At 63.6% G+C, this 22,786-nt stretch carries 18 protein-coding genes; 8 read left to right on the top strand and 10 right to left on the bottom strand.

Annotated features, from left to right (window positions below; all coding sequences use genetic code 11):
• The 5 genes from NKH54_RS30640 to NKH54_RS30620 form a co-directional block, all read right to left on the bottom strand.
• Positions 1-544 (bottom strand): NAD(P)/FAD-dependent oxidoreductase (locus NKH54_RS30640; RefSeq protein ID WP_353029586.1); only part of this gene is annotated, 544 nt, incomplete at its 3' end.
• Positions 541-1,722 (bottom strand): pyridoxal phosphate-dependent aminotransferase, encoded by a 1,182-nt coding sequence (locus NKH54_RS30635; protein WP_353029585.1) that lies wholly within the window; start codon positions 1,720-1,722, stop codon positions 541-543. The genes NKH54_RS30635 and NKH54_RS30640, both read right to left, overlap by 4 nt.
• Positions 1,722-2,621, bottom strand: coding sequence for a homocysteine S-methyltransferase family protein (locus NKH54_RS30630; RefSeq protein WP_353029584.1), 900 nt, complete (start codon positions 2,619-2,621; stop codon positions 1,722-1,724). The genes NKH54_RS30635 and NKH54_RS30630 overlap by 1 nt, the downstream gene beginning before the upstream one ends.
• Positions 2,618-5,071, bottom strand: a complete 2,454-nt coding sequence (locus NKH54_RS30625) for a GcvT family protein (RefSeq protein ID WP_353029583.1) — start codon at positions 5,069-5,071, stop codon at positions 2,618-2,620. The genes NKH54_RS30630 and NKH54_RS30625 overlap by 4 nt, the downstream gene beginning before the upstream one ends.
• Positions 5,072-5,167: 96 nt before the next feature.
• On the bottom strand, positions 5,168-5,710 hold the full coding sequence (locus NKH54_RS30620) for a helix-turn-helix domain-containing protein (protein WP_353029590.1): 543 nt from the start codon (positions 5,708-5,710) through the stop codon (positions 5,168-5,170).
• Positions 5,711-5,992: 282 nt separating this feature from the next.
• On the opposite strand from NKH54_RS30620, the gene NKH54_RS30615 reads away from it, so the two are divergent.
• Positions 5,993-6,697, top strand: coding sequence for a nitroreductase (locus NKH54_RS30615; RefSeq protein ID WP_023700347.1), 705 nt, complete (start codon positions 5,993-5,995; stop codon positions 6,695-6,697).
• Positions 6,698-6,715: 18 nt separating this feature from the next.
• On the opposite strand, the gene NKH54_RS30610 is transcribed toward NKH54_RS30615, so the two are convergent.
• The 5 genes from NKH54_RS30610 to NKH54_RS30590 form a co-directional block, all read right to left on the bottom strand.
• Positions 6,716-8,158, bottom strand: coding sequence for an MFS transporter (locus NKH54_RS30610; RefSeq protein ID WP_352460727.1), 1,443 nt, complete (start codon positions 8,156-8,158; stop codon positions 6,716-6,718).
• Positions 8,159-8,311: 153 nt separating this feature from the next.
• Positions 8,312-8,929 (bottom strand): sarcosine oxidase subunit gamma, encoded by a 618-nt coding sequence (locus tag NKH54_RS30605; protein WP_050588551.1) that lies wholly within the window; start codon positions 8,927-8,929, stop codon positions 8,312-8,314.
• Positions 8,922-11,933 (bottom strand): sarcosine oxidase subunit alpha, encoded by a 3,012-nt coding sequence (locus NKH54_RS30600; RefSeq protein ID WP_023833846.1) that lies wholly within the window; start codon positions 11,931-11,933, stop codon positions 8,922-8,924. The genes NKH54_RS30605 and NKH54_RS30600 overlap by 8 nt, the downstream gene beginning before the upstream one ends.
• Positions 11,930-12,226, bottom strand: coding sequence for a sarcosine oxidase subunit delta (locus NKH54_RS30595; protein WP_023670367.1), 297 nt, complete (start codon positions 12,224-12,226; stop codon positions 11,930-11,932). Before NKH54_RS30595 ends, NKH54_RS30600 begins: the two co-directional genes overlap by 4 nt.
• An 11-nt stretch (positions 12,227-12,237) precedes the next feature.
• Positions 12,238-13,497 carry a sarcosine oxidase subunit beta family protein gene (locus NKH54_RS30590; RefSeq protein ID WP_023670368.1) on the bottom strand — a complete coding sequence of 420 codons (1,260 nt, stop codon included), beginning with the start codon at positions 13,495-13,497 and terminating at the stop codon, positions 12,238-12,240.
• A 319-nt stretch (positions 13,498-13,816) separates the two neighbouring features.
• Between NKH54_RS30590 and NKH54_RS30585 the strand changes: the two genes are divergently transcribed.
• The 7 genes from NKH54_RS30585 to NKH54_RS30555 all read left to right on the top strand — a co-directional run bounded on the left by NKH54_RS30585 (position 13,817) and on the right by NKH54_RS30555 (position 22,782).
• The gene (locus tag NKH54_RS30585) at positions 13,817-16,306 is read left to right on the top strand and encodes a mechanosensitive ion channel family protein (protein ID WP_353029582.1); all 2,490 of its coding nucleotides are present in this window, start codon (positions 13,817-13,819) and stop codon (positions 16,304-16,306) included.
• A gap of 145 nt (positions 16,307-16,451) precedes the next feature.
• The gene (locus NKH54_RS30580; RefSeq protein WP_023670370.1) at positions 16,452-16,715 is read left to right on the top strand and encodes a hypothetical protein; all 264 of its coding nucleotides are present in this window, start codon (positions 16,452-16,454) and stop codon (positions 16,713-16,715) included.
• 207 nt (positions 16,716-16,922) lie between these two features.
• Complete coding sequence (locus NKH54_RS30575) at positions 16,923-18,356, top strand: UbiA family prenyltransferase (protein WP_353029581.1); 1,434 nt, start codon at positions 16,923-16,925, stop codon at positions 18,354-18,356.
• A 3-nt stretch (positions 18,357-18,359) separates the two neighbouring features.
• Complete coding sequence (locus NKH54_RS30570) at positions 18,360-19,712, top strand: FAD-binding oxidoreductase (protein ID WP_353029580.1); 1,353 nt, start codon at positions 18,360-18,362, stop codon at positions 19,710-19,712.
• A gap of 124 nt (positions 19,713-19,836) precedes the next feature.
• Positions 19,837-20,280 carry an EamA family transporter gene (locus tag NKH54_RS30565; protein ID WP_352500482.1) on the top strand — a complete coding sequence of 148 codons (444 nt, stop codon included), beginning with the start codon at positions 19,837-19,839 and terminating at the stop codon, positions 20,278-20,280.
• Positions 20,277-21,284 carry an NAD-dependent epimerase/dehydratase family protein gene (locus NKH54_RS30560; protein ID WP_353029579.1) on the top strand — a complete coding sequence of 336 codons (1,008 nt, stop codon included), beginning with the start codon at positions 20,277-20,279 and terminating at the stop codon, positions 21,282-21,284. Before NKH54_RS30565 ends, NKH54_RS30560 begins: the two co-directional genes overlap by 4 nt.
• Before the next feature lie 67 nt (positions 21,285-21,351).
• Positions 21,352-22,782, top strand: a complete 1,431-nt coding sequence (locus NKH54_RS30555) for an aspartate aminotransferase family protein (protein WP_353029589.1) — start codon at positions 21,352-21,354, stop codon at positions 22,780-22,782.
• The last annotated feature ends 4 nt before the right edge of the window (positions 22,783-22,786 follow it).

Genomic DNA, 22,786 nt, shown 5'->3' with positions numbered 1-22,786 from the left:
GGACCTTGGTGACCTTCACATTCTCGACGACTGTGGCGCCGCGCTGGCGGGCGCCCTTGGCCAGCGCCATGGCGATGTTGGCGGGATCGCACTGGCCGTCGAGTGGCAGATGCACGGCGCCGACCACATCGGACACGTTGAGATGCGGGTACATCTCCTTGACTTCACCAGGCGAAATCTCGCGCACATCGACATCGAAGGCGCGGGCGAGCGAGGCCTGCCGGTAAATCTCGTGCTTGCGCTCCTCGGTCAGCGCCACGGTGATCGAGCCGACCTGACGCATGCCGGTGCCGACTTCGGTTTCGGCCTCCAGCTTGACGTAGAGGTCGGCCGAATATTTCGCCAGCCGCGTCATGTTCTGCGAGCCGCGCAGCTGGCCGATCAGGCCGGCGGCGTGCCAGGTCGTCCCCGAGGTCAGCTGCTTGCGTTCCAGCAGCACGATGTCGGTCCAGCCGAGCTTGGCCAGGTGGTAGGCGACCGAACAGCCGGAGACACCGCCGCCGATAATAACCGCGCGGGCCTTGGTGGGAATGCTTCTGGTCATGCGGCCTCGCGGCGATAGCCGGATGCGAAGCGGCGCAGGCGTTTTGCGGCTTCCTGAAGCACCGGCTCCGGTTGGCAGAGGCTGATGCGAATGTGGCCGGCAGCGGCCTTGCCGAAGCTGGAACCCGGCATTACGCCGACACTCTCCTGGTCGAGAAAGGCCCAGGCGAATTTCTCGTCGTCGGGCTCGACGGCGGAGATGTCGAGCATGACATACATGCCGCCCTCCGAGCCGTGCACGCTGATATTGTTCATGCCGCGCACGGCGTCGAGCAGGACGGTGCGGCGCGCCGCATAGCGCTCGGCGATTTCCTTGACGCCATAGCGGTTCTCCAGCGCCTCGGCGCAGGCGATCGAGATGAAGGCCGGCAGGCCGTAGGTCGTCACCAGATTGAGATTGGTCAACAGCGTGATCATCTGCGTCGGGCCGGTCAGCCAGCCCATGCGCCAGCCGGTCATGCCGTGGCTCTTTGACATCGAATTGATGACCAGCGTGCGCTCGGCCATGCCGGGCAGGCCGCGCGGCGAGATGTGCTCGCCGCCGCCGAGCGTCCAGTAGACCTCGTCCGACAGCAGCCAGAGATCGTGCTCGCGGCAGATCTCGGCCAGCTCTTCCAGACGCTCACGCGAATAGACGGCGCCGGTCGGGTTGTTCGGCGTGTTGATCAAAATGGCGCGCGTGTTGGGCTTGAGCGCCGCGCGGATCATCTCGGCGTGCGGCTGGAAACCGTCTTCGGCCGGCGTCTCGACGACGGTGAAGCTGGCGCCGGCGGCGCTGAACGTGTTGGGATAAGTCGCGTAGTAGGGCGCCACCACGATGGCGTGGTCGCCCTGGTCGAGAACGGCCTGCACGGCCGCGTAAAGGGCAGCCTGGCCGCCGGGCGTGGCGATGACTTGGTCAGGTGCCGTCTCGACCCCGGTGCAAGCGGTCGAGGCCGCCGCCATCGCCCTGCGCAGGCGCGGAACGCCGGACAGCGGGGTGTAGTGATGGTTGCTGCCGCGAACCGCCGTCACGCAGGCTTCGATCGTCTGGCTCGGCGTATCGAAATCATGGTCGCCGACCGACAGCATGATGATGTCCTGGCCGGCCTCTTTGCGGGCCCAGGCCTCGGTGTGGACCTCCCAGCCATCCTTGCCCGAAGGCACGATGCCGGAAATGCGCGATGACGGTCTGGGCATCAGGATACTCCCGAGATTTCGTAGCCGGCCTGTTCCAGCTGGTCGCGCAACGCGGCGATGTGGGCAGGGCCGACTTCGCAGCAGCCGCCGACGATGGTGGCGCCAGCGGCGACCCAGCCGAGCGCCTGGTCGGCATAGGCATCCGGATCAAGGTCGTGGCGTGCGTGCAGCACTTCCACCGTTCCGCCATGCTTGAGCGCTTCGACAGAGGTGAAGCCATTGGCATAGGCGCCGACCGGGCCGCCGAGAGCAATCAATTCGGGCAGTGCCGCCGCGATAGCTTCTGGCCGGCAGCAATTCACCAGGCGCGCTGCAACCGTCAGGCCGTCGAGGGCGTCCGCCGCTGCCGCTATTGTTTCGCCGCTGCGCAGCCGCGGCGCGCCGTGATCTGCGAGCGTCCAAGACACCCAGACAGGTTTGCCGCTTTCCGACGCAGCGGTAACGGCCGCACGGCCTTCCTCGGCTGAGGCCATGGTCTCGCACAGGAACAGGTCGACGCCATCGGCCTGCTCGGCGACGATGCGGCGATAGATGTCCAGCGTCTCCTCGAACGATATGGTCAGCGCCGGCGCATAGCTGCCGAACAGCGGTGACAGGCAGCCGGCGATCGCTGCATCGCCTGCCTCGTCGCGTGCCTGTCTTGCCAATTCGATGCCGCGCTTCTGCAAGGGCTTGAAGAGGTCTTCTGCTCCTTCCCGCGCGAGCCGCTCCGGCGTTGCCGAATAGGTGTTGATGGTGATGACGCGAGCGCCGGCCCGGATGAATTCGGCATGCAGGTCACGCACCAGATCCGGCTCGTCGATCAGCACCCTGGCCGACCAGAGCGGCGTCGGCTCGGAGCTGCTGCGGCGGACCAGTTCCTGGCCCATGCCGCCATCGGTGAGAATGACTTTCTTCATGCTCTCAGTCTTTCGTTTTTCGGATCCCACAGCGGCTCGTCTTTCTGCACGACCGCCCTGAAACGATCGCCAAAAATTTCAATCTCGATCGCGGTATCGGGTTCAGCCAGGTCGGCGCGCAGCATGCCGAGCGCGATCGATTTGTCGATGCGATGCCCCCAGCCGCCGGACGTCGTCTCGCCGACGATCTTGCCGTCATGCCAGAGCGTCGACACGGACGGCGCGTCGCAATCGCCTGGGTTTTCGACCACCAGCGTGACGAAGCGCTTCTTCACGCCTTGCTGCTTTTCGTTCTGCAGGGCTGCCTTGCCGCGGAAGTCGGGCTTGTCCCATTTGACGAAGCGCTCGAGCCCGCCCTGCAGGACCGTATAGTCGGTCGACAGGTCGCCCTTCCAGGTCCGGTAGCCCTTTTCGAGGCGCAGCGAATCCAGCGCATACATGCCGAACGGTTTCAGACCGTGTTTTTGTCCCGCCGCCCAGATGGCGTCGAAGATGGCGGCGGTGTCTCCCACCTTGGTGTGGATTTCCCAGCCGAGTTCGCCGGCGAAGGATACCCGCACCAGCTTCGCCCAGCGGCCGGCTATGGTGGTTTCCTGATGCGTCAGCCAGGGCAGCGAGAGATCCGCGCCACAGACATCGGCCAGGATCTTGCGCGAATTGGGGCCCGCGAGGATTTGCGTCGAATAGTCTTCGGTCCTGTCGGTGAGGGTGAAAGCCGCGTCCTTCGGCAGGCGCGACTTCAGCCATTCGAAATCGTGCCACTGCGCTACCGCCGCGGTGATCAGAGTCATCTGCTCTTCGCCATGGCGCACCACCGACATCTCGGTGACGATGCGGCCTTTGTCGTCGGCGAAATAGGCGAGGCCGATTCGGCCGGGCTTGGGCACCAGGCCGGTGACCTGCAGCGCCAGCCATTCGGCTGCACCAGGACCTTCGAGGTTGAAGCGCGAGAAGCCGGGCAGGTCCAGAATGCCGGCGGCGTCGCGCACCGCCAGGCATTCTTCGCGGACGCGGTGCTGCCACGGCCCGTCGCGGCGGAAGGTGAGTGTTGCTTCTTCCGACGTGTCGTCACCGGGTTGCGCATACCAGGTGGCACGCTCCCAGCCATTATAGGCGTCGAACTGGGCGCCGAGTGCCTTGATGCGATCGTGGATCGGCGACAGCTTGCGGTCGCGCCCGGCCGGCCAGGCATGGCGCGGAAACTGGATGGCGTATTCGTTGCCGTAGATCTCCATACCCTTGGCGACGCTATAGTCGGGGGCGGCCGCAAATGAGGTGAAGCGGCGCGGATCGCAAGACCACATGTCCCATTCGGTCTGGCCCTGCGTAACCCATTCGGCCAGCACCTTGCCGGCGCCGCCGCCCTGGGCGATGCCGAAGGTGAAGACACAGGCCTCGAACGCGTTGGGAACGCCGGGCATCGGACCGATCAGCGGATTGCCGTCCGGCGCGTAAGGGATCGGCCCGTTGATCACCTTGGACAGGCCGGCAGTGCCCAGGATCGGCACGCGGGCGACGGCATCGGCAAGGTAGTGCTCGAGACGGTCGAGATCGTCGGGGAATAGCTGGAAGGAAAAATCCTCCGGCATCGGGTCGTTGTGGGTCGCCCAATGCGCGCGGCAATTGCGCTCATAGGGGCCGAGATTCATGCCGTTCTTTTCCTGGCGCAGATAGTAGGAGGTGTCGACGTCGCGCAGCAGCGGCAGTTTCTTGCCCTGCTCCTTCGACCAGGCCACCAGTTCGGGGATTTCCTCGAACAAGATGTACTGATGGCTCATCACCATCATCGGGACGTCGCGGCCGAACATTTTGCCGACTTCCGCGGCTCGGTAGCCGGCGGCGTTGACGACGATCTCGCAACGGATCTCGCCTTGCGGCGTCTCGACAACCCATTCGTCGTTCTCGCGGCGCACGCCCGTGGTTGGGCAGAAGCGGATGATCTTTGCCCCCATGTCGCGCGCACCCTTGGCAAGTGCCTGCGTCAGCTGCGCGGGGTCGATGTCGCCGTCGTTCGGATCGTAGAGCGCGCCTTTCAATTCATGCGTCTCGATGAAGGGATAGCGGCGCTTGATCTCGTCGGGGCCGACGATGTCGATGTCCATGCCCTGGTAGCGGCCCATGCCCTTGGCGCGCTGGAACTCCTGCATGCGCTCCTTCGTGTGGGCGAGGCGGAGCGAGCCGGTAACGTGGTAGTTCATGGGATAGTCGACGGCATCAGCCAAGCCGCGATAGAGCTCGGTCGAATAGCGCTGCATGTTCATCAGCGACCAGGACGACGAGAAGGTCGGCACATTGCCGGCGGCATGCCAGGTCGAGCCCGATGTCAGCTCGTTCTTTTCAAGCAGCACGCAATCGGTCCAGCCCGCCTTGCAAAGGTGGTAGAGCGAGGAGGTGCCGACGACACCGCCTCCGATGATCACCACGCGTGCCGTGGTCGGCAAATCGGCCATATTCTTCTCCCAAACCTGAAGCGCGCTGCGCTTCTATTTTTTGCTTGATGCATGTCGTTGTCCCAAAACCGCTGCACACTTTTGGGCGACATGCATTCAATAAACAGGCGGCGAAACCACCCAGATGATTACGGCCGGCTCGCTGCCGGGATTGCGCCAGCGGTATGGCTTGCGCTCGAAGCGGAAGGAATCGCCTTCGACAAGACGGTGCCAGACGCCGGCGATCTCGATCTCGAAAATGCCAGAGGCGATGTAGCCGGCTTCCTCGGTCGGCCGCAGCTGCTCGCTCTTCATCTCGGCGCCCGGCGCGAAGATCGAACGCACCATCTCGAAACTACCGCCGAGATCGGGCGACAGAAGCTCCTCCACCAGGCCAGATTCGCTTGTGCCAAGCGTGCGCCGGCTGCCGGCGCGCACGACAAAGCCGCGCTCCTTTTCGATCGGCACGTCGTGGCTGAAGAACAGGCTGAGCGGCACGCCGAACAGGTCTGCGAAAGCCCTGAGGTCGCCAAGTGAAGGGATAGACAGGCCGCGCTCGACCTGGCTGACCCAGCCGACAGAGCGGCCAAGCTTCAGCGCGATCTCAGCCAGCGTCAGCCCGCGCGCCTTGCGCAGCGCACGGATGTCGCTCGCCAGCAGGCGCTCGTCAGGTCCCTGCAATGTTTTGGGAATAGCTGGGGCCAAAACGCTCACTTGATGAAAATCTGGAAATGAATTTCATGAGAGCTCATGTCCGTGAAAAAATCAAGCGGATTTTCATGGGCACACAAGATTTGCTTGCGCCATTTTGGCGGTTCATGCAAAGGCTCTGGCACGAGCGGCGGGTGTGGGAATGCGGGTCGGCGACCAAGGATTGAAATCTGCGCAAGGTCTTCTCCGATAGCCGGTTCGGCTTTCGAAGTGTGCGCAAAGGGACGGCCCATGCTGGAAAAAAACGGCCTGGCAGCGCATAACGCGGCTGTTGTCGACGAGGCGATCATCTCGCGCCGTTCAGTGCGCGCCTTCCTGCCCGACATGGTCGATGACGAGACGATCCGAGCCATTCTTGGCGTCGCCGCGCGCGCGCCTTCGGGCACCAATATGCAGCCCTGGCGGGTCTATGTCGTCAAGGGCGAGGTCAAGCAGCAGATCACCGATGCCATCCTGAATTCCGGTATCCGCGCCGAAAAGGCCGATTGGGACGAGTATCGCTATTACCCCACCCAGTTCTTCGAGCCGTATCTCACCCGCCGCCGCGCCAACGGTTTCGGGCTCTACGGGGCACTCGGCATCGGTCGCCGCGAGGTCGACAAGATGCGCGCCCAGCACGACCGCAACTTCGTCTTCTTCGACGCGCCGGTCGGCATGATCTTCACCATAGACCGGCGGCTGAACCAAGGCTCGTGGATCGACTACGGAATGTTCCTGCAGAACATCATGGTGGCGGCGCGAGGCAGGGGCCTGCACACCTGCCCGCAGGCCGCCTTCGCGCCCTATCACCGGCAGATCCGGCCGGTGCTCAACATTCCCGACGAGGAGATCGTCGTCTGCGGCATGGCGCTAGGCCTCGAGGACACCTCCAAGCCCGAAAACGACTTCCGCACCGACCGCGTGCCGCTGGAAGAGTGGGTGACGTTCAGCGAATAGGGCTCGGCTAACGGCGCCTTATTCCACGTTCATCTGCGCGCCATGGCCGCTGACATGGGCGCCGTCCTGCGGTGTCAGTCTGAGATAGGCGATCAGCGCGCAGAGCGTGATGACGCCCTCGACCACGAACAGGATGCGGAAATCGTTGGTCACCGCCGGCCCGCCGCCGGCCAGGAACGACAGCAGCGCCGCCGCCAGGCCGACGCTGATCGCCACCCCTAGCTGCCACAGTATGTAGTAGAGCGCGCTGAAGCGGGCGAGCTGGTCGGGCGCGATGTCGGAATAGGCGAGATTGCCGGTCGACGCCCACTGCGCCGAGCGCAGGACACCGAAGGCAAAGATATAGGCAAGCACGATCCAGACCGGCGTGGTTGCCTCTATCAAGGCGAAGCCCGCTACCATGGCAGCAACGATCGGCGTGTTGACGACCAGCACGCGGCGAAAGCCGAAGCGGTTGAGCAGGCGCGGCATGAAGACACGCATGATCAGCGAGCCGATTGCGGCAACGAAAGTCAGCGATCCCGCCTGCACCGCGCTCATGCCGAAGCCGAGCTGGAACATCAGCGGCAAAAGAAAAACGACCGAGCTCAGGCCGATCGTGTCCAGCCCACCACCGGTGAGGAAGGAGATGCGAAAGGTGCGGATGCGCAGGAGTTTCAGGTCCAGCAAGGGGTTGCGGGCGCGCAGGCAGTAGAAGGAAGCAAGCGTCAGGATGACGATCGCCAGCGCCAGCTCGGCCGCGATCATGCTGCCGGCGGCGTCTTTCGCCGCAAGCGAATCCATGCCGAAGACCAGCAGGACCATGCCGCCGCCGACCAGCAGGAAGCCCGGGAAATCGAACGGCGTGCGCACCGGTTTGGTAACAGTCGGAAACAGCGAGGCGGCAAGAACGGCCGCCGCCAGCGCGAACGGCACGTTGATGAAGAAGATCCAGCGCCAGGAGATATAAGTCGTCAGCGCGCCGCCGACCAGCGGGCCGACCAGCGGTCCGGACTGGCCGGCCAGCGAAATATACATGTTGATCTTCAGCGTGCGGCTGCGCGGGAAGGTCGACAGGATGACGACCTGGCCGAGCGTCCCCATCAAGGCGCCGCCGAAGCCTTGCAGCGCGCGGGCGCCGACCAGCGTCCAGATGTCGTTGGACAATCCGCACAGCGCCGATGACGCGGCGAACACCAGCAAGGCGAAGCAGTAAACGTTGCGCAGGCCGAAGCGGTCGGCGGCCCAGCCGCCGAGCGGCATCGAGATGATCAGGCTGGCGACATAGACGGTGATCAACAGGCCGAGCTGGCTCGGCGGCCGGCCGAGGCTGTCGCTGATGCCGGGCAGGGCGGTGACCACGACATTCTGGTCGAGGCTGGTCATGAACACGCCGCAGGCGACCGTGAGCGGCAGCAGGAGCAAGGCTCTGGCCGACACATCGGCGCAATCCGTGGCGCCGGCGGATAGTTCTGCGGTCATGGGGATGTTCGAACCAAACGACGATGCCGACTCTGAGACGGGATCTTTTTAATCCCCTGGGCCGGTTGGGCCACGTTCCCCACCATGGGCTTCCATTGGAGCATTCTCTAGCGGCAGAACCGGCTGGCCTTGAGGCCAGAACGGCTTTTGGCCCTACTGAACCTCGTAGCCGACCTCCTCGCTGGCATGGCAGAGCGCCTTCCAGAACGATCGGGCGAAGGAGCGGAAGACATAGATGTCGAACTGGTCGGCGCCGGTGCGCTGGATCTGCGCAAAGACGTCGTGATGGGTGGTCGAACGGCCGGAGCCTGTGGGGAAGGCGGGCAGGGCGAAGTCGATGGCGAAGAATTTCGCCAGCACCCATTCGGCCTTAGGGCCGGCGATGCGGATAGCGGTGCGGCCATGCGACAGGTCGGTGATCGTGCCGATTGCCGGGGTTACGTCCCCAGCAAAACTCGCCGCCAGGCCCTCGGCCTCGTCGACGACTGTGAATTTTCCAGGCGCGAAACCGAACACGGCCTTGCCGTCCTTGGCGAGACCGCCGCCGGCGCCATCGGGCAAATCGAGGCCGGTGACCTTGCCGATCACGTCGATCAGTTGCTTTTCCGCGCCCGGCCACGCGGCCAGCTGCAGGATCGAGCCCGGCCGGGTCTCGGTCAGGATGACATCGACGCCATGCTCGAAATTGCCGTGCGAACCCGGATGGGACACCGGCTCGAGCGGCGAGAGGCGCTCGGGTGATTGGCGTTCGGGTGATTGGCGCTCAGCCATGCATGCGGCTCCCGTCCGGGTCGTAGAAATGGTTGGAGACGATCTCGACCGGCCCGAACCGCTTGCGCAGCGGATCGGAGACGAATGCCCGGGTGCCATGGCGCGCCTTGCCGCCCTCGACCAAAGCCAGCGCGATGTGCTTGCCCAGCGCCGGCGAGTAGCAGCAGGCGGTGATATGGCCGATGGAGTCGTGCGGATTGGCTTCGTCCAGTTCCTCGACGAGGTGGGCTCCGCCATTGAACGGCCGATTGTCGAGCGAGACTAGGCCGACCAGCTGCAGCCGCTCGGGCGCGATCAGGCCTTCGCGGTCCATCATCGCCGAGCCGATGAACGGCTTCTTCTTCGACAGCATCCAGTCGAGATGCAGGTCGCGCGCCGTAGTGCGCCCGTCGATCTCCGCGCCGGTGACATGGCCCTTTTCGATGCGCATCGTGCCCAACGCCTCCAGCCCGTAGGTGACCAGGCCGAACGGCTTGCCGGCTTCGACAAGCGTTTCCCAGACATGGGTGCCGTAGCCGGCGCCGCAATAGACCTCGAAGGCCATTTCTCCGGAGAAGGACAGCCGGCAAATCATCACCGGCACGCCTGATATCTCGCCGCGCACGATGCCCATGAAGGGCAGGGCTGTGTTGTCGACGGCGGTGCCGGTGACGCAGGCGGCGAGGATGGCCCGCGCCTTCGGCCCGCCGATGGCCGCGCCCGCCCATTCGTCGGTTACCGAGGTGACATGCACTTTGAGTTCCGGCCAGATGACGTCGAGGAAATATTCCAGATGCTGCATCACCTTGCTGGCGTTGGCCGTGGTGGTCGTCATCAGGAAATCCTGTTCGCCAAGCCGCCAGGTGGTGCCGTCGTCGAAGGCCAGCCCGTCCTCACGCAGCATCAGGCCGTAGCGGGCCTTGCCGACGGGGAGGGTGGAAAACATGTTGGTGTAGACGCGGTCGAGGAATTCGCCCGCATCCGGCCCCTGAACGGCGATCTTGCCCAGCGTCGAGACGTCGACGATGCCGGCGCTTTCGCGCGTCGCCCTGGCTTCACGGACATAAGCCTGCTCGACCGTCTCCCCGGCAAGGCCGTAGATCATTGGTCGATACCAGAGGCCAGCGGAATACATCGTCGCGCCATTGGCGAGGTGCCAGTCATGCATCGGCGTCAGCCGCTCCGGCTTCAGATCGCCGAAACGCTCGGCAGCGAGCGAGCCAATCGACACCGCGGAGTAGGGCGGGCGGAAGCGGGTCGTGCCGACTTCGGGGATCGGCTTGCCCAACGCCTCGGCCATGATGGCGAGACCCGGAACGTTGGAGTTCTTGCCCTGGTCGGTCGCCATGCCGAGCGTGGTGTAGCGCTTCAGGTGCTCGACCGAGACGAAGCCTTCGCGATGCGCCAGCCGCACGTCTTCGGCGGTGACATCATGCTGGAAGTCGACGAAGCTTTTGCCTTTCACCTTGATCTCGAACACCGGAGCCGGATCTGGGTTTCCCGGGGCTGCTTCGACATCCGGCAAGGCTGCCGGCGCAGCCGCTCCGCCCGCTGCGGACAAGCCGGCTGCGCGGCCCTCAGTGATTGCTTCGATGGTCGAGAAGCTTCCGTTGAAAGCACCCGCACCAATCCATTGCTGATTTGGCCAGCGCTGTTGCGTTTGCTTTGGCGGCAGGAAGGCCTGGCGCGCAGGATTCCACTCGGCTCTCGCGCCAGCCTGGCTGGCGAGGTGGATGGTCGGCGACCAGCCGCCCGACATCAGCAGGCTATCGGCGTGGATGCTGCGGGCGTCACCGCTGAGCGCGCCCGAGGTCATGTCGAAGCGCTGCACCTTGAGGCCGGAGAGCGCCTTGCCGCCTTCGGTGGCGACCACGGCATGGCCGGAGAGGATTTCGGCTTCGGCCTCGGTGGCGAGGCTGCGCATTTCGGCCGAAAGCTCGGGGCGCACATCGACGATGGCGACAATAGCCGCCCCGGCCTTCCTCAGCGCCAGCGCCGAGCGATAGGCGCTGTCATTGTTGGTGAACAGCGCGATCCTGTCGCCGGGCAGCACGCCATAATCGTTAGCATAGCGCTCGGCGGCATGCGCCAGCATGACGCCCGGCCGGTCATTGCCGGGGAACACAAGCGGCCGCTCGAAAGAGCCGGTGGCCAGCACCACCGTCTTGGCGCGGATCGCCCAGTAGCGATGGCGCGGCTCGCCCTTGCCGGGCGTTTCCTTGTGGTCGGTGACGCGCTCGAGCGCGGCTAGCGTGTTGCCGTCGTAATAGCCCCACACCGTGGTGCGCGGCAGCAGGCGGACCGTGTCATGTCCTTCGAGCTGGCTGACGGCGCGCGCCGCCCAGTCGGCGGCCGGCGCGCCGTCGATGGCCTCGCCGGACCAGTTGGCCGAGCCGCCGAAACGCGGCTCGAGTTCGGCCAGGATGACGCGCGCGCCCTGGTCGGCAGCGGCCTTGGCGGCTGACAGGCCGGCCGGGCCGGAGCCGACCACCAGCACGTCGCAAAACGCGTTCATGCGCTCGTAGCGCGAGGTGTCGGCGGCAATACCGGCGCGGCCCAGGCCGGCGGCGCGGCGGATGAAATGCTCGCAGAACATCCAGAATCTGGTGCCCTTCAGCGGGCCGAAGACCGGACCCATGAAGGTCTTGTAGTAGAAGCCGGCGGCCAGGAGCTTGCCGCCGAGCTGGTTGATGGCGTTGACGTCCCAGGCGAGCGAGGGAAAGCGGTTCTGGCTGACGGCCACCAGCCCGTCATAGATCTCGACCATGGTTGCGGCGATGTTGGGCTCGCGCACTTCGCCGCGCAGCACCGTCACCAGCGCGTTCGGTTCCTCGACGCCGGCCGAGAGCAGGCCGCGCGGGCGGTGGTATTTGAATGAGCGGCCGAAAAGCGTGACGCCGTTAGCAAGCAGCGCCGAGGCCAGCGTGTCGCCGGCATGGCCGGTGTAGGGCGTGCCGTCGAAGGTGAAGCGGATGGTGCGCAGCCGGTCGACGCGGCCGCCAGTCTCGGTGCGGCGCGGGCTCACGACTTGCCTCCGGCTTTGTGCCGGGCGGCGGCATTGTGGTCGCCGCGGGCGAAACCGGTGCTGGAAATCTCATGCGTGACCGTGTTGCGCACCATCCTCAGATGGGTGCGGCAGCCGCCCGAATGCTGCCAGATCTCATTGTGGTCGCCGGCCGGGTTCAGCCGATCGTAGACATAGGCGTTCCAGGCGTCGAGGTCCTGCGAGTTGGGCTGCGGGCGCTCGCGGTTGCCGTCGCCCTGATAGGTGAACTCGATGACGTCGCGCGGGCCGCAATAGGGACAAGTGATAAGCATTTGTTTGAACCCTAATGCAGCCGGGGCGTTGCGCCCTGGCCCTTGTCGTCAATCACTAGGCCGCGATAAAAACGGTCGAGCGTGAACGGCGCGTTGAACGCGTGCGGTTCGTCCTTGGCGATGGTGTATGCGAAGCACCAGCCCGAGGCCGGCGTCGCCTTGAAGCCGCCATAGCACCAGCCGCAGTTGAGATACATGCCGGGCAGCGGGCCGGTGGTGATGATCGGCGAACCGTCCATTGACATGTCGCAGACGCCGCCCCAGGAGCGCAGCATGCGTACACGCGCAAGGCCGGGAAACAGCGCCAGCATCTCGCTCATCACCTCATCGACGATGGGCAGGTTGCCGCGCTGAGCGTAGCTGTTGTAGCCGTCGATGTCACCGCCGTAGACGAGGCCGCCCTTGTCGGACTGCGACATGTAGAAATGACCCATGCCGAAGGTCAGCACCGTGTCGACGAAAGGTTTCAGCGATTCGGTGACGAAGGCCTGCAGCACATGGCTCTCGATCGGCATCCTGTCGATGCCGGCAAGCTGCATCACCCGTCCGGTGCTGCCGGCAACGGCCACGGCGACTTTCTTGCCGCGGATCTCTCCGCGCGTCGTCTGCACGCCGGTGATGCGGTCGCCGTCGCGCAGGAAGCCGGTGACCTCGCAATTCTCGACGATGTCGACGCCGCGTCGGTCGGCGCCGCGGGCATAGCCCCAGGCAACCGCATCGTGACGGGCGGTGCCGGCGCGCGGCTGCATCAGGCCGCCGACGATGGGAAAGCGCGCGGAGGCCGACATGTCCAGCGCCGGGACCAGGCGCGCGATCTCGGCGGTGCTCATCAGCTCGGCATCGACGCCGAGATGGCGCATGGCGTTGCCGCGCCTTGCCAGGTCGTCGAACTGGCCCGGCGTGTGAGCCAGATTCAGGCAGCCGCGCTGCGAGAACATGACGTTGTAGTTGAGGTCGTGCGAAAGGTTCTCCCACATCTTCATCGAATGTTCGTAGAAGCGGGTGTTGGACGGCAAAAGGTAGTTGGAGCGCACCGCCGTGGTGTTACGGCCGACATTGCCGGAACCCAGCCAGCCCTTTTCCAGCACCGCGACATTGGTGATGCCGTGCTCCTTGGCCAGATAGTAGGCCGTCGACAGGCCGTGGCCGCCGCCACCGATGATGATGACGTCATAGGAAGCCTTGGGGTCGGGCTTGCGCCAGGCCGGCTTCCAGTCCTTGTTTCCCTTGAGCGCGTTCGTGAGAAGCGAAAGGGCTGAATATTCCGCCATTCTTCATGTCATCCCTAGAGCATGATGCCGAAAAGTGTGAAGCGGTTTTCGGACGACATCATGCTCTATATCTTTGATTTTTAGAGCCGGATGATTTCATGTCCAACAGACCTGAAGCCATCCGGCTCGGGTGCGATGCGGCAGACTATAGAGCAGGCGGCGTGCGCAAAGCCAAGATTGCGCCATGGCTTTTCGACTGGCCGACTCCCGCAAGGCGCCCAACTGTCATGACTTCGCCACGACTTGCCCCACGGGATGAGCGTCTCTATCAAGGACCGCTTTAGAAGCGGCCTTTGCCGCCCTTTGAGTCGCCACCATTATGTCTTTTCGCTTCTTTCGCCTGATCTTGGTCCTCGCGCTCGTTGCCTTGGCGCCGCATTCGTTCGGCGCGATGGCGCAGGGGCTTGGCCAGGCGCCTGCCGGGCTGGTCGCCGACCAGCAGAAAATCCTGCAGGGTTTGACGACGAAAACCGACGCTCTGGAGAAGAAGGTCCAGGAGGACGGCGTCGACGACACCACCCTTGTCGAGATCCGCCTGCAGTTGGAAGAGCTGTCGCGCGCTGCGCTGAACAGCGCGCTGGCGTTTCGTTCGCGGCTGGGAGAGATCAATTCGAGGCTCGAGCAGCTTGGCGCCCCGCCGGCTGCCGGACAGCCCCCTGAACCGGACATCGTGACCGGCGAGCGCCAGGCGCTGGCGTCGGAAAAGGCGGAGATCAACGCCGTCATCGCCGGGGCGCAGAACCTGTCGATTCGCATCAATTCGCTGATCGAGAAGATCGGTAATATGCGCAGCGAGCTGTTTCGCAGCGGCCTAACCAAGCGCTATGTGCTGTCCGATGCACTGAGCCCGCAGGTGTTTTCCGACGCAAGGGACGAATACGCCAATTTTTACAGGGCGGTGTCGTCGTGGCTGAGCTTTGCCTTCAAGTTCAAGTTCCAGGCGATGCTCGCGGCGACCCTCATGGCGCTTGCGTTGGCCGTGGTGCTTCTGGTCGGTGGGCGCCGTCTGTTTGGGCGCATCTTCGAGCCCGACGCGTCGGTTGAAGATCCGACGTATCTCAGTCGCCTGTCGGTGGCGTTCTGGTCGACCTTGCTGCCGACGCTGGCGGTCAGCGCCTTCCTCGCCTCGACGGTGTTCCTGTACAATTATTACAATGTGCTGCGCGGCGACATAGGCGTGTTCCTCAACGCTCTGGCAGCCGTCATCGCCATAGTGTTCTGTGTCAACCGCCTGACCAATGCGGCGCTGTCGCCCAGGATGCCGAACTGGCGCCTGATCCAGGTCGAGACCGGCCCGGCGCGTTGGCTGGTGCGACTGACGACGGCCATGGCAGTCGTCATCGGCATCAACAATTTCCTGTCGATCGTCAACGACAAGATGGGCTCGCCTCTGTCGCTGACGGTGGCCAGGAGTTTTGTCGCCACCGTCATCGTGGGCGTCATCCTGATCCTGATGGCGCTGCTGAAGCCTTACAAGGACGCCGACGGGCGCTGGCGCCCCTGGCCGGCCTGGCTGCGCTACACCTGTGTCGCGCTCGGCCTGTTCACGATTGCGGCGGCGCTGTTCGGCTATATCGGTCTTGCCATCTTCGTCTCGTTGCAGGTCGTGGTCACCGGCACCATCCTGCTCACCGCCTATATCGGCTTCCTGTCGGCGCGCGAGATCGGCGAGGAGGGTGGTTTCGCCGGCACGTCCATCGGGCGCTGGCTGAAGACCAATTCCAGCTATGAGGACACCGCGCTCGACCAACTCGGCCTCGTCGTCAGCGTCGCCATCAACCTGATGATCGTGCTGGTGTTCCTGCCGCTGATCCTGTTGATGTGGGGCTTCCAGCCCGGCGATATCCAGGCCTGGGGCTATAAATTGGCGACAGGCGTCACCGTCGGTTCGGTGACGATTTCGGTCACCGGCATCCTCACCGGCATCGTCGTCTTCATCATCGGCTATTTCCTGACCCGCTGGTTCCAGGGCTGGCTCGACGGCTCGGTAATGGCGCGCGGCAAGGTCGATACCGGCGTGCGCAACTCGATCCGGCTGGCGGTCGGCTATGCCGGCGTCGCGCTCGCCGGCCTCGTCGGCATCTCGGCGGCGGGCATCGATCTTTCCAATTTGGCGCTCGTTGCCGGCGCACTCTCGCTGGGTATCGGCTTTGGCCTGCAGAATGTCGTGTCCAACTTCGTGTCGGGCCTGATCCTTCTCGCCGAGCGGCCGTTCAAGGTCGGCGACTGGATCGTCGCCGGCGACACATCAGGCACGGTCAAGAAGATCAGCGTGCGCGCCACCGAAATCGAGACCTTCCAGCGGCAATCGGTGATCCTGCCCAATTCGAACCTCATCAACAACGCCGTCGGCAACTGGACGCACCGCAACAAGCTCGGACGTGTGGAGATCAAGGTCGGGGTCGCCTATGGCAGCGACGTCAAGCGGGTACACGCGGTTCTGCTTGAGATTGCGCGCGGCCATGCGCTGGTGCTGAAGAACCCGGAACCCTTCGTGCTGTTCACCAATTTCGGGCCGGCAGCACTCGAGTTCGAGATTCGCGTGTTCCTGGCCGATGTGCTGAACGGCGCCATCGTTCAGAACGATATCCGCTTTGCCGTTCTCGATGCTTTTGACGCCGAGCACATAGAAATCCCCTCGACGCCGCGCGCCGAGGTCAAGGTCAAGAAGACCGACGCATGGCCGATCGACGACGACAAGATCGAGGTCGAGTTCGCCGAGAAGGAGCAGGCGGAGGCCAGAGCCGCCGCCGAGGCGAAGCGGCTGGCCAAAACTGGTCGCAAGGCCCGCAAACCCGATCCCAGCTAAGGCCCCAAGCTCCTCCCAAACCAATTGCGGCATGAATGCGGCATTCAGTTGCGGTTCAGCTTGCATCTCATATAAGCTCACATGCAAAGGCGAGAATGCCTTGCGAAATGCAACAGAGGCGGTGTGGAAACACCGATATTGCAAAATGTGGAAGTCGCTCGTCGTCGCCATCGCTCTTACCGCAGCGAGTGGCTCGGCCTTTGCCGCCAGCGCGGTCAACAAGGATGCTGAGACCCGTACGCTGATCGTGACGGAAGGCGGCGGCAAGACGGAGCTGGCGTTGGCCGCCGGCGAAACCGTGGAATTCTGCCCGAACGGCTGTTTCGTCACCTTGCCCAATGGTGACCTCGAGGCCCTGACCGGCTCGGAAACGGTCGAAATCTCGGGTGGCGTTGCCCGCATCAAGTAAAGTCGGCAAGCAGCTCTTGCAGAGGCCGGGCAATGCCCGGCCTTTTCTCGTCTACGGCAACGGTTGCTTAACGATGACGAGGGAAATACCCCGGCGCATATCCGTTGCAACCAGACGTTTTAACGTTCGTTGCGCCGTTGCTCGCTATGCCGGATATCCAGACGCCGAAACGTGGCGCGACGGGTTTTTGAGCTGGGCAGGAAAGATATGGATGCGCGGTCGGACAAGAACGCAATCCCGCTTGCGGTCGACCTCGACGGCACGCTGATTGCGACCGATCTTCTTTGGGAAGGCCTGTTCATCCTGCTCAAGAAGAATCCGCTCTATGTTTTCCTGGTTCCGTACTGGCTGGCCGCCGGCCCGGCGCGGCTGAAACAAGCCATCGCCGACCGCATCGACATCGATCCGGCCTCGCTGCCCTATCGCGAAGCGCTGCTGCAGCGGCTGCGCGCCGACCATCGCGACGGACGCAAGATCGTGCTGGCGACCGGTACGCCACGCAAGTTCGCCGAGACGATCGCCGCGCATCTGGGCGTCTTCGACTATGTGCTGGCGACCGACGGTCCCCACAACATGACCTCGGGCCGCAAGCGCGACGCGCTCATCGCCGCCTATGGCGACGGCGGTTTCGACTATGCCGGCAACAGCCGGCGCGACCTCAAAGTTTTCGGAGCCGCACGCAACGCCATCGTCGTGGCGCCCGACCGCCATGCGAGGCGCTGGCAGGCCGCGCATAGCGCCGAAAGGATGCCGGCGCCGAAAAGGACATTGAAGACATTCGTCAAGATGCTGCGCGTGCATCAGTGGCTGAAGAATTCGCTGATAGCGGTGCCGATGGTTCTGTCGCATGAATACTTCAACATCAACATGATCTGGCAATGCCTGCTGGCGTTCGTCTCCTTCAGCGCCGTGGCTTCCGCCATCTACATCCTCAACGATTTCTTCGACCTTGCGCTTGACCGCAAGCACCCGACCAAACGCAACCGGCCTTTCGCCAGCGGCGCGCTGTCGATACCGTTCGGTCTCGGCGCGATGGCCGCTCTGCTGACGATCGGCATCGCCGCCGGGCTTCTGTTGCCGATCGAGTTCCTGGGCGTGCTAGCCGGCTATCTGGTGGTGACCACAGCCTATTCGCTGTCGTTCAAGCGCATGCTCCTGGCCGACGTACTGACGCTGGCCGGGCTCTACACGGTGCGTGTGCTGGCAGGTGCTGCGGCGACCGGGGTCGAAGTCTCGTTCTGGCTGCTCGCCTTCTCGATTTTCTTCTTCCTGTCGCTGGCGCTGGTGAAGCGCTATGTCGAACTGCGCACCACAGCCATTCCGGTGGGCGAGCGCATTGCCGGTCGCGGCTACCGCATCGAAGATCAGGAGATCGTCGCCCAGGCAGGAATGGCGTCGGCCTTCTCCTCGGCGCTGGTGCTGGCGCTCTACATGGACAGCGTCGCGGTACGCGAACTCTATCCGCATCCCTGGCTGGTCTGGCCGCTGGCGCCGATCGTGCTGTATTTGACCATGCGGGTCTGGATCCTGGCGCGCCGCAACGAGATGAATGACGATCCGGTCATCTTCATCATTCGCGACTGGCGAAGCCAGATCGTCGTGGTGATCGGCGCCGCCCTTCTGGTCGCGGGAGGCTGGTAGGGCATGGCCGGCGAACGGTACCGGAGTTTTGGCCTCGCCACGCCGGCCGCAAAGCGAGCCATCGCGGCCGACGATGCCATCGCGCTGATGCGAAGCGGCAAGGCGACAAAGAACGCTCTGCTCGCCTATGGCAATGGCCGCTCCTACGGTGATTCCTGCCAGAACGAGCCAGGTGCGGTCGTGGACATGCGGCCGCTGAACCGCATCGGCGCCTTCAATGCCGAGACCGGCCTGCTCGAGGCGGAGGCCGGCGTGTTCCTCTCCGATATCATTGCGCACACGGCACCTTACGGCTTCTTTCCGACTGTGGTCCCAGGCACCCAGTTCGTCACCCTTGGCGGCGCGATCGCCAATGACGTCCATGGCAAGAACCATCACCGGCGCGGCACCTTTGGCTGCCATGTCGAGTCGTTCACGCTGCTGCGCTCGGATGGGCGGACCTACACCTGCTCGGCAACCGACAATGCAAGGCTGTTTGCGGCGACGATCGGCGGCATGGGGCTGACCGGCCTGATCCTGTCGGCCTCGATCCGGCTGATGCGGGTGCATTCGCTCGATATCGCCGAGAAGGTAACGCGGTTTGCCGATCTTAGCGAATTCTTCGAACTGGCCGAGGCCGCCGACCAGGCCAATGAATATGCCGTCGCCTGGATCGACCAGCTTGCCGGGGGCCATGGCCGCGGGCGCGGCCTGTTGTTGACAGGCAATCATGCCGAGTATGGCTCGCATGCGGCGTCTCGCGCCGGCTCCCGTTTTTCAGTGCCGTTCCAGCCGCCGTTCAATGTGCTCAACCGGCCGTTCCTCACCGCCTTCAACGCCGCCTATCGGTGGAAGAAGGGGAGCTCGCCGGGGCCGAGCCAAACCGGCTACCAGGGCTTTTTCTTTCCGCTTGATGGTGTCGGCGACTGGAATCGGCTGTATGGTCCGAAAGGTCTCTACCAGCACCAGAGCGTGGTGCCGGAAAATGTCGCGCGTGAGACCGTGCCGGCGCTGCTCGACGAGGCGCGTCGGGCCGGGCAGGGCTCTTTCCTCACGGTGTTGAAGCGCTTCGGCTCGATCCGCTCGCCGGGGCTGCTGTCCTTTCCGCGGCCAGGCTTCACGTTGACGCTGGATTTCCCCAATCGCGGCGACAGGACGCTGGCCCTGCTCAGCGAACTCGACCGCATCACGGTCGCGGCCGGCGGCGCGGTCAACCCGTACAAGGATGCGCGCATGGGCGCTGATACTTTCGCGGCCTCCTTCCCGAATTGGCAGCGGCTTGAAGCGCTGCGCGACCCGGCGTTCGTGTCCAGTTTCTGGCTGCGGACGGCGAAAAAGCTCAACGTCCGGCCAGGGCGTGTCGAGGCAGCTGAATAGGTACAATCCGAATAAGTCATGGTGAATAGATCGTAAGTTCCGTGGTTTACTCAAAGCATTGTCGTGACTTCATGAAATGTTTGCAGGTTCGTAATAGGACCGTTGCGAGTGGCGGGTGCAAAGTATGAAATACATCGTCTTCATTCTGTTCACGGTCATGACCAATGCCGCCGCGCAGCTGATGCTGAAGCAAGGCATGATGTCACTCGGGCCGATTTCGTTCGAAGGCACCAATCCGCTGTTGAGGCTGTTGCAGGTCGTTTTCAGCCCATGGGTGTTTCTCGGTCTGTGCACCTTCGTCATCTCGATGGCTTCGCATCTCTATGTGCTGTCCAAGGTCGAGCTCAGCTTTGCGTATCCGTTCCTCAGCCTTGCCTATGTCGCGGTTGCGATCTTCGCCTATTTCATCTTCCGCGAGGACCTCAATGCCTGGCGCATTGCCGGCATCGCCTTCATCTGCATCGGCACCGTGCTGATCGCGCAAAGCGGTCGAGACTTGGGCGGGAGCGGGCATGACGACCAAACCGCTTCCATCATCCCCGACAAGACCAGCGAGATCGTTCGATGAGACATGTTATTTTCGGCGGCGACGGCTTCGTCGGCCGTCATCTTGCCCCGAAGCTTGTGGCCGATAGTGAAGAGGTTGTCGTTGCCGACATCGTCAAGAGCGACCTGACGCACTATCGCAACGTTCGCTTCGTCACCTGCGATGTCACGGATACGGCCTCGGTGGCCAACATCGGATTGAAGGCCGACGACATGGTCTACAACCTGTCGGCCAAAATGCTGTCGCCGATCCAGGTGCGGGCCAAGCGTCACGACTTCTTCTTTCCGGTGAATTTCCACGGCACCGAACACATCATGCAGGCGATGGACAAGGCCGGCGCGTCCAAGCTCGTCCACTACACCACCGACATGATCTACGGCCACACGGTCACCCAGCCGATGACCGAGGAGCACCCGGTCGCGCCGCTCGGCGAATATGGCTGGTCGAAGCAGAAGACCGAGGAGCTCGCCGCTCAATGGCGCAAGCGCGGCATGTCGATCTCGCTGTTTCGCCCGCGTCTGATCATCGGTCCCGGCCGGCTCGGGATCCTGGAAAAGCTGTTCAAACTGATCGACTGGAATTTTCCTGTGCCGATGATCGGCTCGGGCAAGAACCCCTATCAGTTCATCTCGGTGTTCGATTGCGCGGAAGCTGCCCGCGCGGCCTGGAAGGCAGGCGTGCCCAATCAGGCCTATAATCTGGGCTCCCTCAATCCGCCGCCGGTGAAGAAATTGCTGGGCGACCTGATCAAGCATGCCGGCTCGAAATCGCTGCTGATCCCGACGCCGGGCTGGGCGGTCAAGCGCACCCTCGACCTGCTCGATCTCATGAACATGCCGATCATGGATCCCGAACAATATCTGATCGCCGATGAGGAGTGCGTGCTCGACGTATCCAAGGCCGAGCGCCAGCTCGGCTGGGTGCCGCAATATCGCGACGAAGACATGCTGATCGCCGCCTACAGCGAATACCGCGCCAAGAAAGACGGGCTTGCCGTCACCGCCAATCATGCCCCCGCCGAATAAGTGGGACGACCAGGAGAACTCCGAAATGACCGTCATGGCCAAGCCTGAGCAGACGAACGCGCGCACCATGGTCGGCGCGCCGGCGTTGTCGCCTACCGCCATCGCCAAGCCCGACCTGATCAGCGTCGAGCAGGCGAAGGCGATGGATGTCGCGCGCATGACCGACCTGTTCAAGGCGCATCTCAATCCGGGCCAGCTGCATTTCATGAAGCTGCTCGGCTTCCACAAGATCAAGATCGAGCGTGCCGAAGGCATGTTCTACATCGACCAGAACGGCCGCAAGATTCTCGACTTCTTCGGCGGCTTCGGTTCGCTGGCCTTCGGCCACAACCATCCGCGCATCCTGGAGGCCCGGCGCAAATTCCAGGAGGAGAAGCGCCAGGAAATCGCCATCGCCTTCATGTCGCAATATGCATCGGCCCTTGCGCACAACATCGCCAAATGCTCGCCCGGCGATCTCGACATGGTGTTTCTGGGCTCGTCGGGTTCGGAAGCGATGGAAGCGGCGGTGAAGCTCGCCGAGCGCGCCGCCGGGCCGAAGAGGCCAAAAATCGTCTATGCCGAGAATTCCTTCCACGGCAAGACCAAGGGCGTGCTCGGCATCACCGACGGCCAGCTCTACCGCGCGGACTTCAAGATGGCTGAGAACACCGTGCGCATTCCGTTCGCCGATATCGAAGCGGTCGAGCGGCTGTTCCGCTCCGACCCGGAGGTCGGCGTCATCGTACTCGAGACCATCCAGGGCGGCGGCGGCATCATCCAGGCCGAGGCCGAATACTGGCAGAAATTGCGAGCGCTCTGCGACCACTATGGGGTGCTGTGGGTGGCTGATGAAGTGCAGTGCGGCTATGGCCGGTCCGGCCGCTTCTACGCCTTCGAACATTATGGCGTCGTGCCCGATGTGACGGCGCTGGCCAAGTCGCTCGGCGCAGGCAAGGCGGCGGTCGGCGCGATGGTCGCCCGGCGCGAGGTCTATATGAAGGCCTATGGCACGCCGAAGACGGCGATGATCCATGCCATGGCCACCTTTGGCGGCATGGGCGAGGCCTGCGTCACCGCGATCGAGGGCATCAACGTGCTCTATGATGAGGGGCTGATCGACAACGCCGCCACTACCGGCGACTATCTGCTGCAGCGCCTGCAGGCGCTGAAGGAGAAGTACCCGAAGATCATCAAGGATGTGCGCGGCAAAGGCTTTATGGTCGGGCTCGAGTTCCACGACTTCTCGCAGACCTTGCCGATGGTGCTACGTCCGATCGTCAGCGTCCTCGACGACAAGCTGAAGGGCTCGCTGTCGGGCTTCGTCGGCGCGCTGTTGCTGCGCGACTATGACGTGCTCGTCGCCTTCACCGAATACAATCGCAACGTTATCCGTCTCGAGCCGCCGCTGATCTGCCAGCGCGAGCATGTCGACCGTTTCGTCGATGCCTTCGACAGCCTGCTGTCGCGCGGCATCGTGGGAATCGTCAAGGATTTCGTCAAAAGCCAAGTCCGTTAAAAGA

This window comes from Mesorhizobium sp. M1004 (assembly GCF_040318795.1).
Classification (GTDB): Bacteria; Pseudomonadota; Alphaproteobacteria; order Rhizobiales; family Rhizobiaceae; genus Mesorhizobium.
The sequence above is the reverse complement of the archived record's forward strand: the minus strand, read 5'-3'. Positions and strand labels throughout refer to the sequence as shown.

Excerpts from the sequence above, each read along its gene's own strand:
- NKH54_RS30610 (WP_352460727.1), bottom strand. The coding sequence starts at position 8,158 with ATGACCGCAGAACTATCCGCCGGCGCCACGGATTGCGCCGATGTGTCG.
- NKH54_RS30585 (WP_353029582.1), top strand. The coding sequence starts at position 13,817 with ATGTCTTTTCGCTTCTTTCGCCTGATCTTGGTCCTCGCGCTCGTTGCC.
- NKH54_RS30555 (WP_353029589.1), top strand. The coding sequence starts at position 21,352 with ATGGTCGGCGCGCCGGCGTTGTCGCCTACCGCCATCGCCAAGCCCGAC.
- NKH54_RS30625 (WP_353029583.1), bottom strand. The coding sequence starts at position 5,071 with ATGGCCGATTTGCCGACCACGGCACGCGTGGTGATCATCGGAGGCGGT.
- NKH54_RS30565 (WP_352500482.1), top strand. The coding sequence starts at position 19,837 with ATGAAATACATCGTCTTCATTCTGTTCACGGTCATGACCAATGCCGCC.
- NKH54_RS30635 (WP_353029585.1), bottom strand. The coding sequence starts at position 1,722 with ATGCCCAGACCGTCATCGCGCATTTCCGGCATCGTGCCTTCGGGCAAG.
- NKH54_RS30595 (WP_023670367.1), bottom strand. The coding sequence starts at position 12,226 with ATGCTTATCACTTGTCCCTATTGCGGCCCGCGCGACGTCATCGAGTTC.
- NKH54_RS30560 (WP_353029579.1), top strand. The coding sequence starts at position 20,277 with ATGAGACATGTTATTTTCGGCGGCGACGGCTTCGTCGGCCGTCATCTT.
- NKH54_RS30630 (WP_353029584.1), bottom strand. The coding sequence starts at position 2,621 with ATGAAGAAAGTCATTCTCACCGATGGCGGCATGGGCCAGGAACTGGTC.
- NKH54_RS30605 (WP_050588551.1), bottom strand. The coding sequence starts at position 8,929 with ATGGCTGAGCGCCAATCACCCGAACGCCAATCACCCGAGCGCCTCTCG.
- NKH54_RS30580 (WP_023670370.1), top strand. The coding sequence starts at position 16,452 with ATGTGGAAGTCGCTCGTCGTCGCCATCGCTCTTACCGCAGCGAGTGGC.
- NKH54_RS30590 (WP_023670368.1), bottom strand. The coding sequence starts at position 13,497 with ATGGCGGAATATTCAGCCCTTTCGCTTCTCACGAACGCGCTCAAGGGA.
- NKH54_RS30570 (WP_353029580.1), top strand. The coding sequence starts at position 18,360 with ATGGCCGGCGAACGGTACCGGAGTTTTGGCCTCGCCACGCCGGCCGCA.
- NKH54_RS30615 (WP_023700347.1), top strand. The coding sequence starts at position 5,993 with ATGCTGGAAAAAAACGGCCTGGCAGCGCATAACGCGGCTGTTGTCGAC.
- NKH54_RS30575 (WP_353029581.1), top strand. The coding sequence starts at position 16,923 with ATGGATGCGCGGTCGGACAAGAACGCAATCCCGCTTGCGGTCGACCTC.